The following is a 17,433-nucleotide window of genomic DNA, read 5'->3' as shown; positions in this document are numbered from 1 at the left end:
CCCGCGTGATGCCGGGGCGCGAGCCGTACTGCGTGAACCGTGCTGCGTGAACCGTGATGGGTCAGGCGGCGGTGGGCTGCGCCACCGTCGCCGGGGTGAGCGCCAGGTCGAGGACCTCGCGCACGTCGCTCACCGGGTGGACGGTGAGGTCGGCGAGCACGTCGGCCGGGACGTCGTCCAGATCGGGCTCGTTGCGCGCCGGGATGAGCACGGTCGTGATGCCGGCCCGGTGGGCGGCGAGCAGCTTCTGCTTCACCCCGCCGATCGGCAGCACACGCCCGGTCAGCGACACCTCACCTGTCATCGCCACGTCCGAGCGGACCGGACGGCCCGACAGCAGCGAGGCGAGGGCGGTGGTCATGGTGACGCCCGCCGACGGCCCGTCCTTGGGCACCGCACCCGCCGGCACGTGGATGTGCACCTGACGGTCCTTCAGGGACCCGACCGGCAGCTCCAGCTCCACACCGCGCGAGCGGAGGTAGGACAGCGCGATCTGCGCCGACTCCTTCATCACGTCGCCGAGCTGGCCGGTGAGGGTGACGCCCGTCGACCCGGTCTCCGGGTCGGCCAGCGACGCCTCGACGTAGAGCACGTCGCCGCCTGCGCCGGTGACCGCGAGGCCGGTGGACACCCCCGGCACCGCCGTACGCTGCCGGGCCTCGGGAAGGGAGGACTCGGGCACGTGCCGCGGCCGGCCGAGGTAGTCGACCAGGTCGCCGGCCGCGACCGCGACGGGCAGCTCGGTCTCGCCGAGCGCGACCTTGGCGGTCACCTTGCGCAGCACCCGCGCGATCGCGCGCTCGAGCGAACGCACGCCCGCCTCGCGGGTGTACTCGCCCGCCAGGCGGCGCAGCGCCTCCTCGTCGATCGTGACGTCCTCGGCCGTCAGGCCCGCCTTCTCCAGCTGCCGGGGCAGCAGGTGGTCGCGGGCGATGGCGACCTTCTCGTCCTCGGTGTAGCCGTCCAGCGTGACGATCTCCATGCGGTCGAGCAGCGGCCCGGGGACCTGCTCGAGCACGTTGGCCGTCGCGAGGAACAGCACGTCGCTGAGGTCGAGCTCGACCTCCAGGTAGTGGTCGCGGAAGGTGTGGTTCTGCGCCGGGTCGAGCACCTCGAGCAGCGCCGCGGTCGGGTCGCCGCGGTAGTCGGCGCCGACCTTGTCGATCTCGTCGAGCAGCACGACCGGGTTCATCGAGCCCGCCTCGCGGATGGCGCGCACGATCCTGCCGGGCAGCGCGCCGACGTAGGTGCGCCGGTGGCCGCGGATCTCCGCCTCGTCGCGGACGCCGCCGAGCGCCACGCGGACGAACTTGCGCCCCATGGCCCGCGCCACCGACTCGCCGAGCGAGGTCTTGCCCACTCCGGGAGGGCCCGCCAGGGCCAGCACGGCGCCGCTGCGGCGGCCGCCGACGACCCCGAGGCCCTGGTCCGACCTGCGCTTGCGGACCGCGAGGTATTCGACGATGCGGTCCTTCACGTCGTCGAGGCCGGTGTGGTCGGCGTCGAGCACCGCCCGGGCGCCGGCGATGTCGTACTCGTCGGTCGTGTGGTTGTTCCAGGGGATGTCGAGGACGGTGTCCAGCCAGGTGCGGATCCAGCCCGTCTCGGGCGACTGGTCGGAGGTGCGCTCGAGCTTGTCGACCTCCTTGAGCGCGGCCTCGCGAACCTTCTCGGGCAGGTCGGCCGCCTCGATGCGGGACCGGTAGTCCTGCTCCTCGTCGGCCGGGTCACCGTTGAGCTCGGCCAGCTCCTTGCGGACGGCGGCCAGCTGCTGGCGCAGCAGGAACTCCCTCTGCTGCTTCTCCATGCCCTCCTGGACGTCCTTGCGGATGGTCTCCGCGACGTCCATCTCGGCGAGGTGGTCACGGGCCCAGCCGACCAGCTTCTCCAGCCGCGCGGTGGGGTCCGCGGTCTCCAGCAGGAACTGCTTCTGCTGCGTGGTCAGCCAGGGCGCGTAGCCCGAGCTGTCGGCCAGCACCGAGGGATCGTCGATCTTGTTGACCGCGTCGACGACCTGCCACGCGCCGCGCTTCTGCAGGATCGTCGTGGTCAGGGACTTGTACTCCTTGGCCAGCTCCTCGGCTCTGGGGCCCGAGGCGACCGGCTCGATCACCGTGGCCTCGACCCAGAGCGCGGCCCCGGGCCCGGTCGTCCCGATGCCCACGCGCATGCGGCTCACGCCGCGCACGACCGCCGCTGGCTCGCCGCCGGGAAGCCGCCCGACCTGCTCGACCACGGCGGACACGCCGGTCGCGCCGTATCGCCCGTCCACGCGCGGCACCAGGAGCACCGTGCTCTCTCCGCCGCTGGCCCGCGCCGCGTCGATGGCTGCCCGGACCTCGGAATCCGACAGGTCGAGGGGGACGACCATGCCGGGCAGGACGACCTCGTCGTCCAGAGGAAGGACGGGAAGTATCTGTGTCATGCGAACTCCCAAGGTTGAGTTATGTCGGCTCAACTAACAGGAGCCTGTCTCTGTTCCCAGTTTTGCGCCGGTTCGCTGTGAGCGATCGTAATTCTGTAATCACAGCTGACGGGGCCGATGTGGTGCACTCCGGAAAATGTCGGTGGCGGCGGATAACTTCCCGATCAGTGCTGAGAGGAGAGCGATGTACCGCCAGGGAGACATCCTGATCGTGCCCGTGCCGGAGGAGGACCTGCCCGTGTCCGCCCGGTCGCTTCCGGAGACGCCGCGCGACCGCCGCGGGCGGCTCGTGCTCGCGCTCGGCGAGGCCACCGGCCACGCCCACGCGATCCCCGGGCCCGGCACCTTGCTGCTCGATCCGGATCCGGGCCGGCCCGGCTACCTCCATCTGCCGTCCGGGGGCCGGCTGGTGCACGAGGAGCACGACGCGATCTCTTTGCCGCGCGGCTGGTACCGCGTGATCCGCCAGCGCGAATACGTGCCGGGAGCCTTCCGGGTGGTGGCCGACTGATGATCGACATGCGGGCCGAAGCCGTGCTCTCCGCGCGGCGGCCTCCTGCGCTCCCCTCTGGCACCTCAGGCTGGGACCAGGTCGCGTTCGCGGACGGCGCCGGCGACCGGGCCGCGGCCGAGGACGGCGTACGGCGGGCCTACCGGGACGCCGGGCTCGCCGAGCCCGAGCGGATCATGTGGGTCGGCTCCCCCGCCCGGGGAGCGGTCGCCGCCGCGCTCCTGCTCGGGGGCACACCCGCCTACGCCACACTGGCCGGCGCCGGTCTCGGGCCCATGGCCGACGAGCTGCTCGCCGAGCTCGGTCCTCTCGCCGATCAGGAGCCGGCCGAGGCCACGCCGGAACCGCGGATCGGCGGGGCCGGCGCGTCGGTGCGGCATGCCGTGCGGACCGGACCGTGGGAGCGGGCGCGGCTGGCCGTCCACACCGCGCTCGGCCCCGAGGGCTGGTCGCGAACCTGGGCGACCGCCGGCGGCCGGCTGTGGCGTCCCGTCGAAAGGACCGTCTCCGACATCCGCCGGGCGATCGCCGAGATGGGAGGGGAGACCGCGGGCGAGCTTCTGCGTGGGGCGACGCTCGACGCGGTCCTCGGCCAGCATGACGCCGCCTGGTTGTGCGTCTTCTCCCCGTCGTCCTCCTCAGACGGCGCGGTGCCCGCCGACGTCGCCCGCGAGGAGCGGGCGGCGCTCGGCGGCCTGGCGGCGGTCGCGCGCAACGCCGGATGGTGGTGGCCGTTCGAACGCGTGGCGCTCGTGTGCGAGCGGCCCGTCTTCACCCACCGCGACGAATCGGGCCGGCTGCACCGGGCCGACGGGGCGGCCATGGCGTTTCCGGACGGGTTCGCGCTGCACGCCTGGCGCGGTATGCCGGTCCCGGCCGAGTTCGGCGCCACGATGGCCTCGCTCGACGCCGGGCGGATCAGGGCCGAGGAGAACGCCGAACTGCGACGGGTGATGCTGGAGCACTACGGGTTCGAGCGTTACCTCAAGGAGTCCGGGGCGTCCCCGGTGCACAGGGACGAGACGGGCACGTTGTGGCGCATCTCCCTGCCCGGCGACGAGGACCTCGTGATGGTCGAGGTGGTCAACTCGACACCGGAGCCCGACGGCACCCACCGCACCTACTTCCTGCGGGTGCCGCCCGGCATCCAGCGGGCGCGGCAGGGCGTGGCCTGGACGTTCGGCCTCACCGAGGCCGACTACCAGCCCGGCAGGCAGACCTGATCCCTGACTAGCGGCCCGCGGGCACCCGCTCGAGCACCCCGCCGGCGAAGACGTCGTACAGGCCCAGCGGCTCCAGATGCACGTATCCGATGTGGCAGTCGCAGACCGCCACCGGGCACGGGCGGGGCCGCAGGGCCGCGCGGAACGTCCCGTCGTAGAGGTTGCCGAGCACCTCAGGGATGAAGTGGCACCGCCGGACCGTCCCGTCGCCGTCCACCGAGACGACCGTCTCCCCCGTACGGCACGGCAGCCCCGCGCTCAGGTGCGGGAGGCGGCTATAGCCGAAATGGGGGTCGAGCGCGGCCCACTCGGCCGCCTCCGCGTCGGTGTAGAGCCGGCCCTCCTCGGCGTTCACCCAGAGATACGTGGACTCCGGAAGGTCGTCGCGCAGGCGCCTGGCGTCCGGCAGGTGATCGGGGTGCCCGACGATGCCGACGCTGTGCCGTACGCCGAGCCGGGCCAGGTCGCGGCACTTGCCGAGGAAGCGGTCGTAGGCCACCTGGCTCGGGTGGTAGGTGCACCAGAGCGCGAGGCGGCCGAGGTCGGCCTGGGCGAGCCAGTCGGTGCGGCAGCTCAGGTTCGTCTGGATGGCCACCTTCCTCACGTGGCTCATGCGGCTGAGCGTGATCATCGCGGTGCGGTACCAGGAGCGGACCAGGCCTTCGCCCCACGGGGTGAACAGGACCGAGATCGGGTGGTCCTGGGCGGCGACCCAGCCGGTGAAGCGCTCCAGCGCGGCCCGGTCGGCGCGCAGCCGCTCCGGATCGTCCCGTCGTTTGGCGAAGGGGCAGTAGGCGCAGTCGTAGTCGCAGCTCGCCAGCGGGCCGCGGTAGAGGATCGACAGATGCCCGGCGCCGGCCGGATCGGGGGTTTCCATCAGCGCTCCTCGTAGGCGTCCATCAGCGCCCGGACGCGGCCGGAGAACAGGGCGGGGCCGATGGCGTCGGAATACGCCAGGCCGTCGGCGGTCAGCCGCACCGTCTCGTCACCGGCCTCCAGCCAGCCCAGCGCGGCGAACCGGTCGAGCTCTCCGCCGAAGTCGGCCAGCACGTCCGCGCCGAACCGCGACCGGTAGGAGGCGCGCGACATGCCTTCGGCCTGCAGCAGCGACTGGATCAGGTGGCGGCGCCTCCTGTCCTCCTCGTCGAGCCGGAACCCCACGTTGGCCACAGCGAACGCGGACGCCGGCAGCCGCACGAACTCGTCGATGATCGCCCGGACGTGCCGGGCCCCCACGGCGTACTCGTGCGAATAGTGCAGCTCACGGGTGTAGGAGCGGGCGCCGCAGCCGAGCCCGACCATGCCGTCGCTCTGGCAGTGGTATTCGGTCGTGACACCGGAGCCGGGAAGGCGGAACATCCGCATCGACACCTGCTCGTAGCCCGCCGCGAGCAGGTGGTCGCGGCCCTCCCGGTAGAGCTCGAGCCGCTGGTCGTCCCAGTCGCGGCCGGTCCTGCTGAGCCCGGTGAGCGGCCGCACGTACAACGGGTAGAGGTAGAGCTCCTCGGGCCGCCACGACAAGGCAGTGTCCAGTGAGTGGCGCCACGACCGCGGCGTCTGCCCGTCGATGCCGTAGATCAGGTCGATGTTGAGCGTCTCGAAAGACGCGGCCCTGATCCGGTCGAGCGCGGCGTCCACCTCGGCCCGATGCTGCGGTCGCACGGCAGCCCGGGCCTCGGCCTCGATGAAGCTCTGCACGCCGATGGACACCCGGGTGGCGCCGCGTTCGGCGAGCACGGCCAGCCGGTCGGCGGTCGCGGTGGCCGGCGAGGTCTCCACCGACAGCGGGACGGCCCTCAGGTCGGCGCCGAGCACGCCTTCGGCGAGGTCGAACAGCCGGGTCAGCTCGCTCGCGCTCAGATAGGTCGGGGTGCCCCCGCCGATGGCGGCCGTGACGAACCGCGGATCGGGCAGCGCGTCGCGCACGACGGCGGCCTGCCGTTCCAGCGCGCCGAGGTAGGCGCCGACGAGTTCCTCCGGCGCACCCGTGCGGGTGAACAGGTTGCAGAACCCGCAGCGCATCTCGCAGAACGGGATGTGCAGATACAGGAACAACGCTCCGGCCGGCTCGCCGGCCCACACGTCACGCAGGGCGGGACGGGGATCCAGCGGCCGGTAGGCCGTCTTGTGCGGATAGGCGTACACGTATCCGGCGTACGGCCTCGATAACAGGTCGGTCGTCATCGGTTCTCCGGAGTGCGGGTCATCGGGCGACCCTGTCCCATGACCGTGCGCGCCCCCATTGCGGCCGGGGCTGCACGGCTCTGTCCATCACGAACTCGGCATAAGGCACGGTCCAGACGACCTCGTGCCCGATCCGGTGCCCGGTGTGGCCGCCTTCGCCGTAGGCCGTGCCGTGGTCGGAGCAGATGATCGTGAAGCACGGCCTGCGGCGGGTCATGAGGCCGAACAGGCGGCCGATGTGCCGGTCGACGTATTCCAGCGCCGCGGCGTGGCTCTCCAGGGTGTCCCCGTCTTCCGCCACGGCGCCGGGCAGGTGGAACCAGTTGGGCTGGTGCAGGGCCGATACGTTGACGAACACGAACACCGGCTCGTCCCTGTGCCGCAACGAACGTTCGACCCGGTCGATCTGGCGCTCCAGCGACCGGCGGGAAGTGACGCCGAACTCGGGCTCCCAATGGCTCTCGGCGAACATGGCGGGGAAGGCCGAGCCGAGCGGCGTCTCCTTGTTGAAGAACCCGACGCCGCCGACGCAGACCGTGTGATACCCCGCCTTGGCCAGCCCGCCAGGCAGGTCGGGGGCGTCGAACACCCAGGTGCCCGGCCCAGTCGTCTCGCTGCCCGGGAAACGCGCGGCGAACGGGCGCGCGTGCGGGCCCGGCTCGACCGGGGTCGGGAAGAACCCCGCGAACATCGCCGCGTGTGCGGCGTAGGTGAAGCTGCCCGGGCTGTGCCTCCGCTCCCACCTGCCACCGGGCAGCACCCGGGCCAGGTTCGGCAGCCTGCCCGCCTCCACGAGCCCCGCCGCCACGTCGTAGCGCAACGTGTCGAGCGTGACCATCAGGATGTCGTGGCTGCCCACCACAGTGTTCATGTCACGTTTCATGTCACGGTTCATGTCTCTCCCTCGCCTCGCCGGGCCGTGACCCGAGACCGGCCCCGGGACTGCATGCCCCCTCGCCATCCCCGCGACACGGCCGCGATCTGTGCGGCGTAGGTGTCGATTCCGTCCGCGGCTCCGCCGGGCAGGCCCATGAGTCCCGGGAGCAGGTCGCCGAACGCGTTGACCTCGGCCACGGCCATCGAGCGCAGGTCGGAACCGATCATCAGGTCGACCCCCGCGGCCAGGCTGCCGGGGAACTCCCCGGCGGCCCGCTCGGCGACCTCCAGCGCCCGCCGCCACCGCGGCTCCCCGAGCCGTTCGCGCAACGCGGCCAGGTCGCCACGCGCGCCTCCCAGATGCAGGTTCGTCATGGGCGAGCGGCCCACCCGCACGACCGCGTGGGTGGCCGCGCCAGCGACCACGACCACCCGCAGGTCGAAGGGCCGGCCCCCGGCGGACGCCTTGGGGAACCACCGCTCGACGTGCAGGCCGTCGGGCGCGAGCGCGTCGACGACCGCGGCCACGTCGGCCTCGTCCTCGTAGGTGCGCACGCGCAGCGAGTTGTGCAGCATCACCTGCCCGGCGGACCCGCGGGACAGCGCGGCCGAGGTCACCGCCTTCACGCGGCGCCCGAGCGCCTGGAAGGCGATCACCCCGGACGCCGAGGAGCCGTACGCGGGTTTGACGAACACGCGGGGCCATCCCCGCTCCGCCATGCGTTCGCGCAACTCGCGGTAGGACCCGACCGACCCGCTCAGCGCGGGCGGCACGGGCACGCCCGCCGCGTCCAGACGGGCGTGGCACAGCCGCTTGTCGCACATGACGGCGATCTCACCGACGTCGCCCAGCAGCCCGGCGCCCGGCGCCGCCCGCACGGCCTCGGCGATCTGCCGCAGTCCCTTGCCGAACGCCTCGAACCACGCCGCGCCGCCGCCCGCCCGCGAGGGGTCGCCGGGACCGCGCAGCAGGGCGCCGGTCTCGGCGTCCTCCCCCGGCGAGTCGATCCGTACCAGGCTCTCCGGGGGAATCCACGGCGATCCGCCGCCGAGCACGTCCCGCCAGGAGACCACGTACGGCTCGGCCAGCCCGGCCCGCAGGGCCGCGTCGCGGAACATCGTGACGCGGCGGTGCTCCGGCACTCCGACGACCACCCAGGGTGTGTTCACCTGCGGGGCCTCACTCGTCGACGGCGACGAAGCGCCAGTCGTCCTCCGGGCTTTCCTGCTCGCCGAGGTCGACGTCGACGCCGGGCAGGGCTTCCTCCATCCGCTTCATCATCGTCTCGGTCAGGAAGTGGTGATGGAGGTCGAGCCGGCGCAGATGGGTCAGCGGCTGGCCGGTCAGCAGAGCCTCGGCGCCGCGGTCGGTGAGAACGCCCATGGACAGGCTCAGAGTCTGGAGCCTGGCGACCACCGGCGCGGACCCGACCGCGGTGGCGATCTCGTCCTCGATCTCGCTGTCCTGCAGGCCGAGGTGGGTCACGCGGGGCAGCCGCTCGCCGGTCAGGATGGGCTCGAGGTCGTCGACGGTGGCCTGGCCGCCGTACTCTTCGACGCCAAGCCACAGATCGAGGTGCTCCAGGTTGGGCAGGTCACACTGGCCCACCGCGCGCACCACCTCGGCGGGCAGACCGCCGGATTCGAAGCGGAGCATCCGCAGCCCCTCGTGCCGGACGGCGCGGAGCCTGAGCTGGGCGCCGCCGCGGACCTCCAGCCGCTCCAGCAACGGGAAGGCCTCCAGCAGCGGGGTGACGTCGGCCTGCACGATCCAGGAGATCTCGCACTCCTCGGAGACGATCGCGCCCAGGAACAGGGCGCGCAGCTCCGGGAAACGGGCGGCGTTGTCGGCGAGGAGCCGGATCACCGTCTCCGCGCTTTCCTCGTAGGGATTCTCCCAGCAGCCGACGACGACGGCCCGCACGGCGGTGGTGTCGACACGCTCGAGGAACCGGGTGAAGATCGCCGCCCAGGCCCCCTGCTCCTCGCCGTACGACTCGGTCGAGAACCGCCACACCACCGCACCCGGATCGGGAAGCTCCGCGTCGTCGCCGAGGCCGGAGAACTCGACCACGGGAAGACCGGCGTAGCGATCCCGATAGTCGTGGACGCCGTCGGGCGGCAGGGGCTGTTCCATCTCTTCTCCTCGCCTGGGGGGACTGGCGGATCATGTCTTACCAGAGCCAGGCGACAGTTCGAGTCGCACGCTCAGTCAACCTGCCGATGCGTCCCCTTCCGGGGCGGACCATGATGTCTCCTATGGAATCCGGCCACATCCGGCTGCGCTCGGCTCCGGGACGATGGGTGCTCCTCACCACCGTCCTCGGGTCCGGCATGGCCATGCTCGACGGCACAGTCGTGAACGTCGCCCTGCCCGCGCTCGCCCGCGATCTCGACGCCGGGATGTCCGGCCTGCAGTGGACGGTCAACGCCTACACCCTGACCCTCGCGGGACTGATCCTGCTCGGCGGGTCGCTCGGCGACCGGTACGGCAGGCGCAAGATCTTCATGATCGGGGTGGTGTGGTTCGCCGCGGCGTCCGCGCTGTGCGGCCTGTCCCCGAACATCGAGCTCCTGATATTCGCCCGGGCGTTGCAGGGCATCGGCGGGGCGCTGCTCACGCCGGGTTCTCTGGCGATCATCCAGGCGAGCTTCGTCCACGACGACCGGCCCAGGGCGGTCGGCTCCTGGTCGGGCCTCGGCGGCGTCGCGTCGGCGATCGGCCCCCTCCTGGGCGGCTGGCTGGTCGAGACGGCCGGCTGGCGGTGGGTCTTCCTGCTCAACCTCCCTCTCGCGGTCGTGGTGCTCGCCGTGGCGGCGCGGCACGTGCCGGAGACCCGCGACACCGCGGCGCACGGGCGTTTCGACGTGCTCGGCTCGGCGCTGGCGGCGCTGGCCCTGGCGGGCGTCACCTTCGGCCTGATCCAGGCGGGCGCGGGGACGATCCCCCTGGTCGCCGGGCTCGTCCTGGCCGCCTCCTTCGTCGCCGTGGAGATCAGGCGCTCCCCCGACGCCCTGGTGCCCGTGGGGATCTTCCGCTCACGCGTCTTCACCGCGGTGAACGTGGTGACGCTGATCATGTACGCGGCGATGGGCGTCGTGTTCTTCCTGCTCGTCGTGCAACTCCAGGTGTCGGCCGGGTTCTCCCCCATCGCCGCGGGCTCGGCGATGCTTCCCGTGACGATCCTGATGTTGCTGCTGTCGGCCCGTGCGGGCGAGCTGGCCAAGCGCATCGGCCCGCGTGTCCCCATGACCGCGGGGATCCTCGTCTGCGCCGCTGGGCTGCTGCTGATGAGCCGGATCGGGCCGAACGCCTCCTACGTCGCCGACGTGTTACCCGCGGCGGTCGTCTTCGGCCTCGGCCTGTCCTCGGCCGTCGCCCCTCTGACGGCGACGGTGCTGGCCACGGCCGAGGAGCGGTACGCGGGCGTGGCCAGCGGGGTCAACAACGCCCTGGCCCGCACCGGCGGCCTGCTCGCCGTCGCGGCCGTGCCCCCGCTGGTCGGTCTGACCGGCGACGCGTACAACTCTCCGGCGGCCTTCACCAGCGGCTTCCACACCGCGATGCTGGTGAGCGCGATCATGCTGGCGGTCGCGGCGGTGGTCACCTTCTTCACGATCAAGGGCAACGTGCTGATCGAGGCGCCCGAGCCGGAGCGCAAAATCCACTGCTCGCTCGACGGGCCGCCTCTGGAAGGCGAGATCACAGCTCCGAGTTAAGAAACCCGACGTGGGCGGTTCATGCGCCTGTGACGCTTGTGTCCTGATGGCGGGAAACGATCCGCCACATGAGCGTTTCCCGCATGTCCGCCCTGCTCGCGGCCGCCCTGGCCACCCCCGCCGCGCTCGTCGCGCCGATCGCCGCGGCCTCCCCCGCACTGGCCGCAGCGAAGACCTGCCCGGCCTTCGTGGCCGTGGCGTCGCCGTACGCGACGGTGGACGGGCAGACGCGCGCCGGAACGGTCACCGTGTACGGCAGCGCGAAGAGCGGCCTGAAGAAGCGGGAGACGCTCTCCCAGGGGACGGCCGGCATCGGCGGAGCCCCTGAACGCAACGACTCGTTCGGCTCGGCGGTGGCGAAGGGCGACTTCGACGGCGACGGCTGCGCCGACCTCGCCGTCGGAGTGTCGGAGGAGGTCGTCGGCAAGCCGGACCCGGACGCCGTGCCGGGAGCGGACGGCAACGGCGTCGTGCACATCCTCTTCGGGTCGCCGTCCGGCTTCACCCGGGTCAAGACGATCGACGTCACCCACCTCGGCCGCAAATACGGGACCGACAGGTTCGGGGCGGCCCTCGCCGCCGGCGACCTCGACGGGGACGGCGACGACGAGCTGATCGTGGGTGCGCCCGGCATCACGGGCGGTGGCGGAATCGGCGTGTTCGGCCTCAGCGGGCGCTCGCCGTACGGCACCGGCACGCTGATCACCCAGACGACGAGCTGGGTGCACCAGAAGGGCGACCCGACCGACCTGTTCGGCGCCGCCGTCGCCGCCGGCGACTTCAAGGGCAACGGCAAGGCCCAGATCGCGGTGGGGGCGCCGGGCGACGGCGGCACGTCGCCGGGCTCCGGCGTGGTGACGATCGTCGACCCGCGCGGACGGCACGCCACCGCCTTCACGCAGAACAGCCCCGGCGTGCTCGGCGGGGTGGAGAAGTGGGACGCCTTCGGGTCGGCGCTGGCCACGGGCGACTTCAACGCCGACGGGCGCGACGACCTCGCGATCGGCGTCCCCGGTGAGGACGTGTCCTCCTCGCTCACCCGCGGGATGGACTACGGCGACGGCGCCGTCAACGTCCTGTACGGCTCGGCCCGCGGCCTGACCGCGACCGCCAACGAGATGTGGACGCAGACGATCCTGGCGGGCGTTCCGCGCTACTACGACCGATTCGGCACGTCCCTCGTCACCGGCGACCTGAACGGCGACAAGGACGACGAGCTGATCGTCGGGGCGCCGGGCGAGGGCGCGGTGCAGGTGCTCGCCGGGACGCGCACGGGCGGCCTGACCCGCGACGACAACGAGCTGATCACCGGGACGCGGACGGGCGCCTTCGGGTCGTCGGTCCTCATCGAGGGCGGGAAGGTGCTGGTGGCCGCGCCGGGTTCGGGCGAGCTGACGGTGATCGGCACGAAGGTGAAGAAGGGCCCCTACCCCGGGGCCGTGCCCGGGACCGCCCGCAAGGTGCGCACGGGCGGCCCGGACGACCTGTCCGGCTACGCGTTGAGCTGAGCGTGTCCCGAGGGGATCGTGAAGGTGGCCGCGGTCTTCGCCGGCGCGCCGCGCCGGGTGATGTAGTCCAGCGTGCGGAAGTCGGCGCGCAGCTCGTCCTGCGAGGCCGTGCAGAGGATGTAGCCCCGGCGCTGGTCGATGTAGGCGATGTGCGGGTTCTCCCGCTCCACCTCGGCGACCCACGCCAGGTCGCGGTACCCGTCGCCGTCGCTGGAGATCGACGAGGTGACCAGCTCGACCGCGACCGCGGGTGAGGCCGGGTCGCCGAAGTCCGGCCTCAGCAGGTTCGCGTGGTGCATGTGCGCGTCCCCGGTCAGCACGACGGGGTTGGACACCCCCGAGGAGGCGATCCCCCTCAGAAGCCGGGTGCGGTCGGCCGCGTAGCCGTCCCAGCTGTCCATGTTGAGGTCCATGCCGGGACCGGTCCGCACGTCGCGCTGCGCCATGATGATCTGCTGACCGACGAAGTTCCACCGGGTCCGGGAGGCGGCGAGCCCGTCGAGGATCCATTCGCGCTGGTCGGCGCCGAGTATGGTGCGCCCGGTGTCGAGCCGTTCGTCGCAGCCGTTGCGGTCTCCGTCGCCGCAGGCCTGGTCGTCGCGGAACTGGCGGGTGTCGAGCAGGTGGAACGTGGCCAGGTCGCCCCACGTGATCCGCCGGTTGATCCGGATGGAACCGCCGTTCGGCAGGCTCGACCGGCGCAGCGGCATGTTCTCGTAGTACGCCTGGAAGGCGGCCGCCTGCCGCCGCCGGAAGTCGGCCGCCCCGGTGCTGGAGACCGGGCCGGCCCAGTTGTTCTCCACCTCGTGGTCGTCGAACACGACCAGCCAGGGCGCCGCGTGGTGGGCCGCCTGCAGGTCGGGGTCGCTCTTGTACTGCGCGAGCCTGAGCCGGTAGTCGCCGAGCGACTGGCACTTCCTGCCGGCGTGAAGCCGTACGACGCCGCTCGGGGCCGTGTAGCCCTTCGGCCCGTACTCGTAGATGTAGTCGCCGAGGTGCACGACGAGGTCCGGCTCCTGCTCGGCGATCCGCCGGTAGGCGGTGTAGTACCCGTGCTCCCACTGCGCGCAGGCGGCGATGGCGAACCGGAACGGCGACGTCCCTGTCGGCGTCGTCCGCGTACGGCCGGCCGGCGAGATGTAGCCGTCGGTGCGGAACCGGTAGAAGTACTCCCTGCCGGGCTGCAGGCCGTTCACCTCGATGTGCAGGCTGTGCGCCTGTTCCGGGCGGGCGGTCGCCGTACCGGAGGAGACGACGTCGGAGAAGCGTTCGTCGCGCGCGAGCTGCCAGTCGACCTCGACCGGGCGGTTCGGCATCGCGCCGGAACCGTCGGGGGCGAGGGGATCGAGCGCGAGCCGGGTCCACAACACGATGCCGTCGGCCGTGGGATCGCCGGAGGCCACGCCGAGAGTGAACGGATCCGTACGGAACACCCTCCCGTACGGCAGGCCCGACGGGAGGGCGGAGCCGGAAAGGAGCAGCCCACCGGCGCCGGCCGCGGCGGCGGACAGGAACACTCTTCGTGACGTATTCGTCTGCACGCCGCCAGTCCAACCGACCGGGTTAACACGGCGCCTTTACCGCGATTGCCTGCGAAGAAACCCGCGATGAACAGTGCCGATGGCCGTGATCTGACTTCCCGTGTTTGCTGAACGACCGCTGAAGGCGAGGGTGCCGGCGCGTTAACTTCTCAGCTGCCCCCTTCTCAGCCGCTCAGAGCACGAGCTTGAGGTCGTCGCGCAGTTGGGAGGCGTTCCGGAAGTGGATGCCCGTCATGCCGGCCCGTTCCGCCCCCTCGATGTTCTCCAGCCGGTCGTCGACGAAGACGACGTCGGCGGGGTCGGCGCCCATGTTCTCTGCCGCACGCAGGTAGATGGTCTCGTCCGGCTTCACCAGGCCCATGCGGGCGCTGTAGAGGCGGGGCCGCAGGCGGGCCAGGAACGGAAGGCCGTCGATCCTGTCCGCGACGGCGGCGGGGGCGTTGGACAGCAGCGCCATGGGCACTCCCCCGGCGGCCAGCTCCTCGATGATCGCCACCGTCTCCTCGTTGGGCACCGACCAGCTCGCCGCGTCCAGGGACAGGACGCCGTCGAGCTCGCCGCCGTCGACCGGCCTGCCGTACACGCCGGACCAGTACTGGTCTTCGGTCAGCGCGCCCCTGTCGTATTCGAGACGCAGCTCCCAGTAACGCTCCTCGGCCCGCGGATCCCCCAGGGTCACCCGCGCGGCGTCCTCGGCCGTCTGCGGAAGGCAGATGACATTGCCGTAATCGAAAAGAACATACTTCATGATTGAACGAGCATAGGCGATGTTCGTTACAGCGAGGTGAGGTAGGGGTTGACGAACTTGTTGGTGGCTCCGCAGCCCAGGTAGTTGCGCACCGTGTGGAAGTCGAGCCAGTCGATGTTGCAGGGCACGTCCGCCTCGATCCCGTCGAAACATCCCCGCAGGTCGGATGGGATGGCCGCGATGTCGTCCTTGTCGGCGATGTTGATCCACCGGCCCACCCCCGGCGGCCGGGCGCCGCGCCCGCGCACCGGGACCGGCGCCAGCCGTTCGAAGACGACGTTTCGCATGCCCAGGGGGCTGCCGAGCGTGATGAGCAACTCCGTCGACAGGTCGGCGTGCGCCCAGAACGCCTCGTACGTCACGACGCTGCCGAGCGAATGGGCGATCACCGCGCGTGGCCGGCGCCTGCGGATCACGTCGGCCACGGTGTCGCGCGCCTTGACGCGAGGGTTTCCCCCGCCGAGGTAGGTCGCCACCTCGGGGCAGAAGTCCTGGGCGAACTTCACGGCGTCCGGGCCCAGCTTGTCGAGCAGCCACTCGGCGAGGCGATGGGCGATCCCCGTCAGCGACTCCCCCGCGGCGCTGCGTACACGCCCGTTCAGCTGCGCCGTCCAGTCGGCGAACACCATCTTGGCCGGAGGGTCCATGGCCTTGGGCGGCCGCGGCGGGCCCATGTGAAGGTGATGGGCGTAGTAGGCGATCTCGGAGAAGTACTGCTGGCCGGTGTAAGGAGCCGCGCCGTCGAGGCCTTTGTGCAGGTAGGCGTTCCACTTGCCCCGCATGGTCTCCGCCGCGCCGCCGGGCGAGCCGCCCGCCTCCTCGTAGTAGTGGTACTTGCCGATGCCGTGGACTCCGACGATCGTGGTCATGATCGAGCCGCCCGCCTCCAGTCGGTAGATCTCTGGGTCTCGCCAGGACACTGTGCATGAGGGGGTGGACCGTGACAAGGAGACGGCGATAAATCGGTTGATCGGGAATCATGCCCGGCGGTTACGCTTTGAGCCCGTTAAGAGTTGTTTTCGCATCCCAGGAAGAGAGGACGATATGCCAGGCCCGTTGCACATCCGCGGCTCGGTGGTCATCCCCGAGGCGGAGCTCGGCTGGCGGTTCTCCCGTTCCTCGGGGCCGGGCGGCCAGGGCGTCAACACCACCGACAGCCGGGTCGAGCTGAGCTTCAACGTCGAGACGACGACCGCGCTCGACCCCGTGCTGCGGGCCCGGGCGCTCGAACGGCTCGGCCCCCGTCTCGTCGAAGGCGTGCTCACCATCGCGGCCTCCGAGTTCCGCTCGCAGCTTCGCAACCGTGAAGCCGCGGAGGTACGGCTCGCGCACGTGATCGCCCAGGCCATCGCGCCGCCGCCCAGGAAGAGGCGTCCCACCAAGCCGTCCAAGGGCGCCGTGGAAAGGCGCCTGTCCGCCAAGAAACAGCGCTCCGACCTCAAACGCCTGCGCCGATCCGCCGACTAGCGTCGACGCCGGGCGGGTCTGACCTGTGTTCGCCGGCGGACTCCAATGCTTTTCTACGGCGGTGCCCCGCTGGTGTAGTTCGCCGCCGCGGTCCGGCTATTGCAGCCGCTGACCTTTGGCCGACATTCGCGCGGCCAGCACACTTACCAGACGTTTACTCAGGCAGACGCTCAGTTATCCCGCACCGCGATCCATTGAGCAATTTCGTCGGAAACGGTGGAAGCATCCCCCCGCCTGCTGTAGCGGTGCTCATTTTTCCGGACGTCCCGGTATTCAATTTCGTATATATCGTCACCCCGGAATGACGCCAGGGCGTACCACACGGGGTCGTCACCCGCGGCATGAAAAGTGACGAAGGTGTTGTCCACGTGATTCAACTCGGCGATCAGGACCCCGATCGCCTCCGGTGATGGTTCATCGAGCTGGTAGCCGTCCTCGGTGTACGCGCCGTAGCTGGCAGCGGGCATCGCCTGTCGCCTTCCTCTCGCCGATCACATGTATTCGCGCGGCAAGCCCTACGATCCCAGACATCAGCTGGAGCCCCACCTGTTCTCGGATTATTGGTGGTGAGTAATTCTTCAGCCGGTTTCGCAACGTCGGCAATTGTGCGATTTTTCGGTCGTACGCGCACAACCCGACTTGGCATTGAATACCCTGAAGCCCCCAAAATGCCCAATCCGCGGATATATCGGGGCTCAATTTTCTTCGAATTTGTTTTTCGAAATCCCTAGCGACGGCCCTGGCGCCTCTGACATCATTCATACAGGTGTTCGATAGTTCGGCGATCCTGGGGGGGCGGGCGTGACGGATCGACACGAGGGGCGTCCGTCTCCTGTGCCTGGCGAGCCGATCGGTGGGCCTGACTGGTGGGCGGAGGTGCGGGAGCGGGCCCAGGCGTGGTCATCGGACGGCAGTTCGGCGTTGAGTTCTGCGTCGGGGATCAAGGCATGGTGGGAGGCCACGCTCGCGGAGAAGTCGTCCGCCGACCCGCCTGGGGTCGCCCCGCCGGGTGTGGGACGCCTTTCGTCCGTGAACGGCGGCGAGCCGCCTGCTGATGGATCCGCTGAGCCTGCGCAAGAGGCTTCGGCGGGGCCGCCCACCAGCGCGGAGAATGCGACAGAGAACGCGACGGCGACGCAGGCGCCCACCGGACCGGCGACGCCAGCGGAGTCGACTGCTGGGCTGGTGGCGGTGCTGGTCGATGCCGCGTCCGCTCTGGCCCTGGCCGAA

General features: G+C 71.0%; 15 protein-coding genes and 1 pseudogene. 6 read left to right on the top strand and 10 right to left on the bottom strand.

Annotated elements, in window-relative coordinates; all coding sequences use genetic code 11:
* Positions 1 to 61 precede the first annotated feature (61 nt).
* Complete coding sequence (gene lon / locus Pth03_RS27550) at positions 62 to 2,425, bottom strand: endopeptidase La (RefSeq protein WP_203947309.1); 2,364 nt, start codon at positions 2,423 to 2,425, stop codon at positions 62 to 64.
* A 184-nt stretch (positions 2,426 to 2,609) separates the two neighbouring features.
* Here lon and Pth03_RS27545 point away from each other — a divergent pair, with 184 nt between their 5' ends.
* Both Pth03_RS27545 and Pth03_RS27540 read left to right on the top strand, forming a co-directional pair.
* On the top strand, positions 2,610 to 2,936 hold the full coding sequence (locus Pth03_RS27545; RefSeq protein ID WP_203947308.1) for a DUF8820 family protein: 327 nt from the start codon (positions 2,610 to 2,612) through the stop codon (positions 2,934 to 2,936).
* The gene (locus Pth03_RS27540) at positions 2,936 to 4,159 is read left to right on the top strand and encodes a DUF6745 domain-containing protein (RefSeq protein WP_239119411.1); all 1,224 of its coding nucleotides are present in this window, start codon (positions 2,936 to 2,938) and stop codon (positions 4,157 to 4,159) included. Before Pth03_RS27545 ends, Pth03_RS27540 begins: the two co-directional genes overlap by 1 nt.
* A gap of 7 nt (positions 4,160 to 4,166) precedes the next feature.
* On the opposite strand, the gene Pth03_RS27535 is transcribed toward Pth03_RS27540, so the two are convergent.
* From Pth03_RS27535 to Pth03_RS27515, 5 genes are read right to left on the bottom strand one after another with little or no spacing between them, the layout of a single operon-like run.
* The gene (locus Pth03_RS27535; protein WP_203947307.1) at positions 4,167 to 5,036 is read right to left on the bottom strand and encodes an STM4011 family radical SAM protein; all 870 of its coding nucleotides are present in this window, start codon (positions 5,034 to 5,036) and stop codon (positions 4,167 to 4,169) included.
* Positions 5,036 to 6,343: an STM4012 family radical SAM protein gene (locus tag Pth03_RS27530; RefSeq protein ID WP_203947306.1), complete on the bottom strand. Its 1,308-nt coding sequence runs from the start codon at positions 6,341 to 6,343 to the stop codon at positions 5,036 to 5,038. The genes Pth03_RS27535 and Pth03_RS27530 overlap by 1 nt, the downstream gene beginning before the upstream one ends.
* Positions 6,344 to 6,362: 19 nt before the next feature.
* On the bottom strand, positions 6,363 to 7,214 hold the full coding sequence (locus Pth03_RS27525) for an STM4013/SEN3800 family hydrolase (protein WP_203947305.1): 852 nt from the start codon (positions 7,212 to 7,214) through the stop codon (positions 6,363 to 6,365).
* Positions 7,215 to 7,234: 20 nt separating this feature from the next.
* Complete coding sequence (locus Pth03_RS27520) at positions 7,235 to 8,389, bottom strand: STM4014 family protein (protein ID WP_275413215.1); 1,155 nt, start codon at positions 8,387 to 8,389, stop codon at positions 7,235 to 7,237.
* 10 nt (positions 8,390 to 8,399) lie between these two features.
* Positions 8,400 to 9,356, bottom strand: coding sequence for an STM4015 family protein (locus Pth03_RS27515; protein WP_203947304.1), 957 nt, complete (start codon positions 9,354 to 9,356; stop codon positions 8,400 to 8,402).
* Between the two features lie 122 nt (positions 9,357 to 9,478).
* Between Pth03_RS27515 and Pth03_RS27510 the strand changes: the two genes are divergently transcribed.
* Entirely contained in the window at positions 9,479 to 10,939 is a 1,461-nt protein-coding gene (locus tag Pth03_RS27510; RefSeq protein WP_239119410.1) for an MFS transporter, read from the top strand.
* A 68-nt stretch (positions 10,940 to 11,007) separates the two neighbouring features.
* Complete coding sequence (locus Pth03_RS27505) at positions 11,008 to 12,447, top strand: FG-GAP repeat protein (RefSeq protein WP_239119409.1); 1,440 nt, start codon at positions 11,008 to 11,010, stop codon at positions 12,445 to 12,447.
* On the opposite strand, the gene Pth03_RS27500 is transcribed toward Pth03_RS27505, so the two are convergent.
* From Pth03_RS27500 to Pth03_RS27490, 3 genes are all read right to left on the bottom strand, one after another.
* Positions 12,432 to 13,988 carry an alkaline phosphatase D family protein gene (locus tag Pth03_RS27500; RefSeq protein ID WP_203947302.1) on the bottom strand — a complete coding sequence of 519 codons (1,557 nt, stop codon included), beginning with the start codon at positions 13,986 to 13,988 and terminating at the stop codon, positions 12,432 to 12,434. The genes Pth03_RS27505 and Pth03_RS27500 overlap by 16 nt on opposite strands.
* 172 nt (positions 13,989 to 14,160) lie before the next feature.
* Positions 14,161 to 14,736 carry an HAD family hydrolase gene (locus tag Pth03_RS27495; protein WP_203947301.1) on the bottom strand — a complete coding sequence of 192 codons (576 nt, stop codon included), beginning with the start codon at positions 14,734 to 14,736 and terminating at the stop codon, positions 14,161 to 14,163.
* A 26-nt stretch (positions 14,737 to 14,762) separates the two neighbouring features.
* Positions 14,763 to 15,656 carry a hypothetical protein gene (locus Pth03_RS27490; protein WP_239119408.1) on the bottom strand — a complete coding sequence of 298 codons (894 nt, stop codon included), beginning with the start codon at positions 15,654 to 15,656 and terminating at the stop codon, positions 14,763 to 14,765.
* A 124-nt stretch (positions 15,657 to 15,780) separates the two neighbouring features.
* Here Pth03_RS27490 and arfB point away from each other — a divergent pair, with 124 nt between their 5' ends.
* A complete protein-coding gene (gene arfB / locus Pth03_RS27485) occupies positions 15,781 to 16,203 on the top strand; it encodes an alternative ribosome rescue aminoacyl-tRNA hydrolase ArfB (protein WP_203947300.1) in 423 nt (140 codons plus the stop codon).
* Positions 16,204 to 16,373: 170 nt separating this feature from the next.
* On the opposite strand, the gene Pth03_RS27480 is transcribed toward arfB, so the two are convergent.
* Positions 16,374 to 16,670, bottom strand: coding sequence for a hypothetical protein (locus tag Pth03_RS27480; protein ID WP_203947299.1), 297 nt, complete (start codon positions 16,668 to 16,670; stop codon positions 16,374 to 16,376).
* Between the two features lie 334 nt (positions 16,671 to 17,004).
* Between Pth03_RS27480 and Pth03_RS27475 the strand changes: the two are divergent.
* Positions 17,005 to 17,433 (top strand): annotated as a pseudogene (locus Pth03_RS27475) (hypothetical protein); the annotation flags it as partial.

Origin of the sequence: Planotetraspora thailandica (assembly GCF_016863335.1) — a bacterium.
Classification (GTDB): Bacteria; Actinomycetota; Actinomycetes; order Streptosporangiales; family Streptosporangiaceae; genus Planotetraspora; species Planotetraspora thailandica.
Note: the sequence above shows the minus strand (reverse complement) of the source record. Positions and strands in the feature narration are given on the sequence as shown.

What these genes read in the sequence shown, in the direction of transcription:
- Pth03_RS27525 (WP_203947305.1), bottom strand. Translation starts at nt 7,214, where the DNA reads ATGAACACTGTGGTGGGCAGCCACGACATCCTGATGGTCACGCTCGAC.
- Pth03_RS27515 (WP_203947304.1), bottom strand. Translation starts at nt 9,356, where the DNA reads ATGGAACAGCCCCTGCCGCCCGACGGCGTCCACGACTATCGGGATCGC.
- Pth03_RS27530 (WP_203947306.1), bottom strand. Translation starts at nt 6,343, where the DNA reads ATGACGACCGACCTGTTATCGAGGCCGTACGCCGGATACGTGTACGCC.
- Pth03_RS27495 (WP_203947301.1), bottom strand. Translation starts at nt 14,736, where the DNA reads ATGAAGTATGTTCTTTTCGATTACGGCAATGTCATCTGCCTTCCGCAG.
- Pth03_RS27545 (WP_203947308.1), top strand. Translation starts at nt 2,610, where the DNA reads ATGTACCGCCAGGGAGACATCCTGATCGTGCCCGTGCCGGAGGAGGAC.
- Pth03_RS27480 (WP_203947299.1), bottom strand. Translation starts at nt 16,670, where the DNA reads ATGCCCGCTGCCAGCTACGGCGCGTACACCGAGGACGGCTACCAGCTC.
- Pth03_RS27540 (WP_239119411.1), top strand. Translation starts at nt 2,936, where the DNA reads ATGATCGACATGCGGGCCGAAGCCGTGCTCTCCGCGCGGCGGCCTCCT.
- arfB (WP_203947300.1), top strand. Translation starts at nt 15,781, where the DNA reads ATGCCAGGCCCGTTGCACATCCGCGGCTCGGTGGTCATCCCCGAGGCG.
- Pth03_RS27535 (WP_203947307.1), bottom strand. Translation starts at nt 5,036, where the DNA reads ATGGAAACCCCCGATCCGGCCGGCGCCGGGCATCTGTCGATCCTCTAC.
- lon (WP_203947309.1), bottom strand. Translation starts at nt 2,425, where the DNA reads ATGACACAGATACTTCCCGTCCTTCCTCTGGACGACGAGGTCGTCCTG.
- Pth03_RS27505 (WP_239119409.1), top strand. Translation starts at nt 11,008, where the DNA reads ATGAGCGTTTCCCGCATGTCCGCCCTGCTCGCGGCCGCCCTGGCCACC.
- Pth03_RS27510 (WP_239119410.1), top strand. Translation starts at nt 9,479, where the DNA reads ATGGAATCCGGCCACATCCGGCTGCGCTCGGCTCCGGGACGATGGGTG.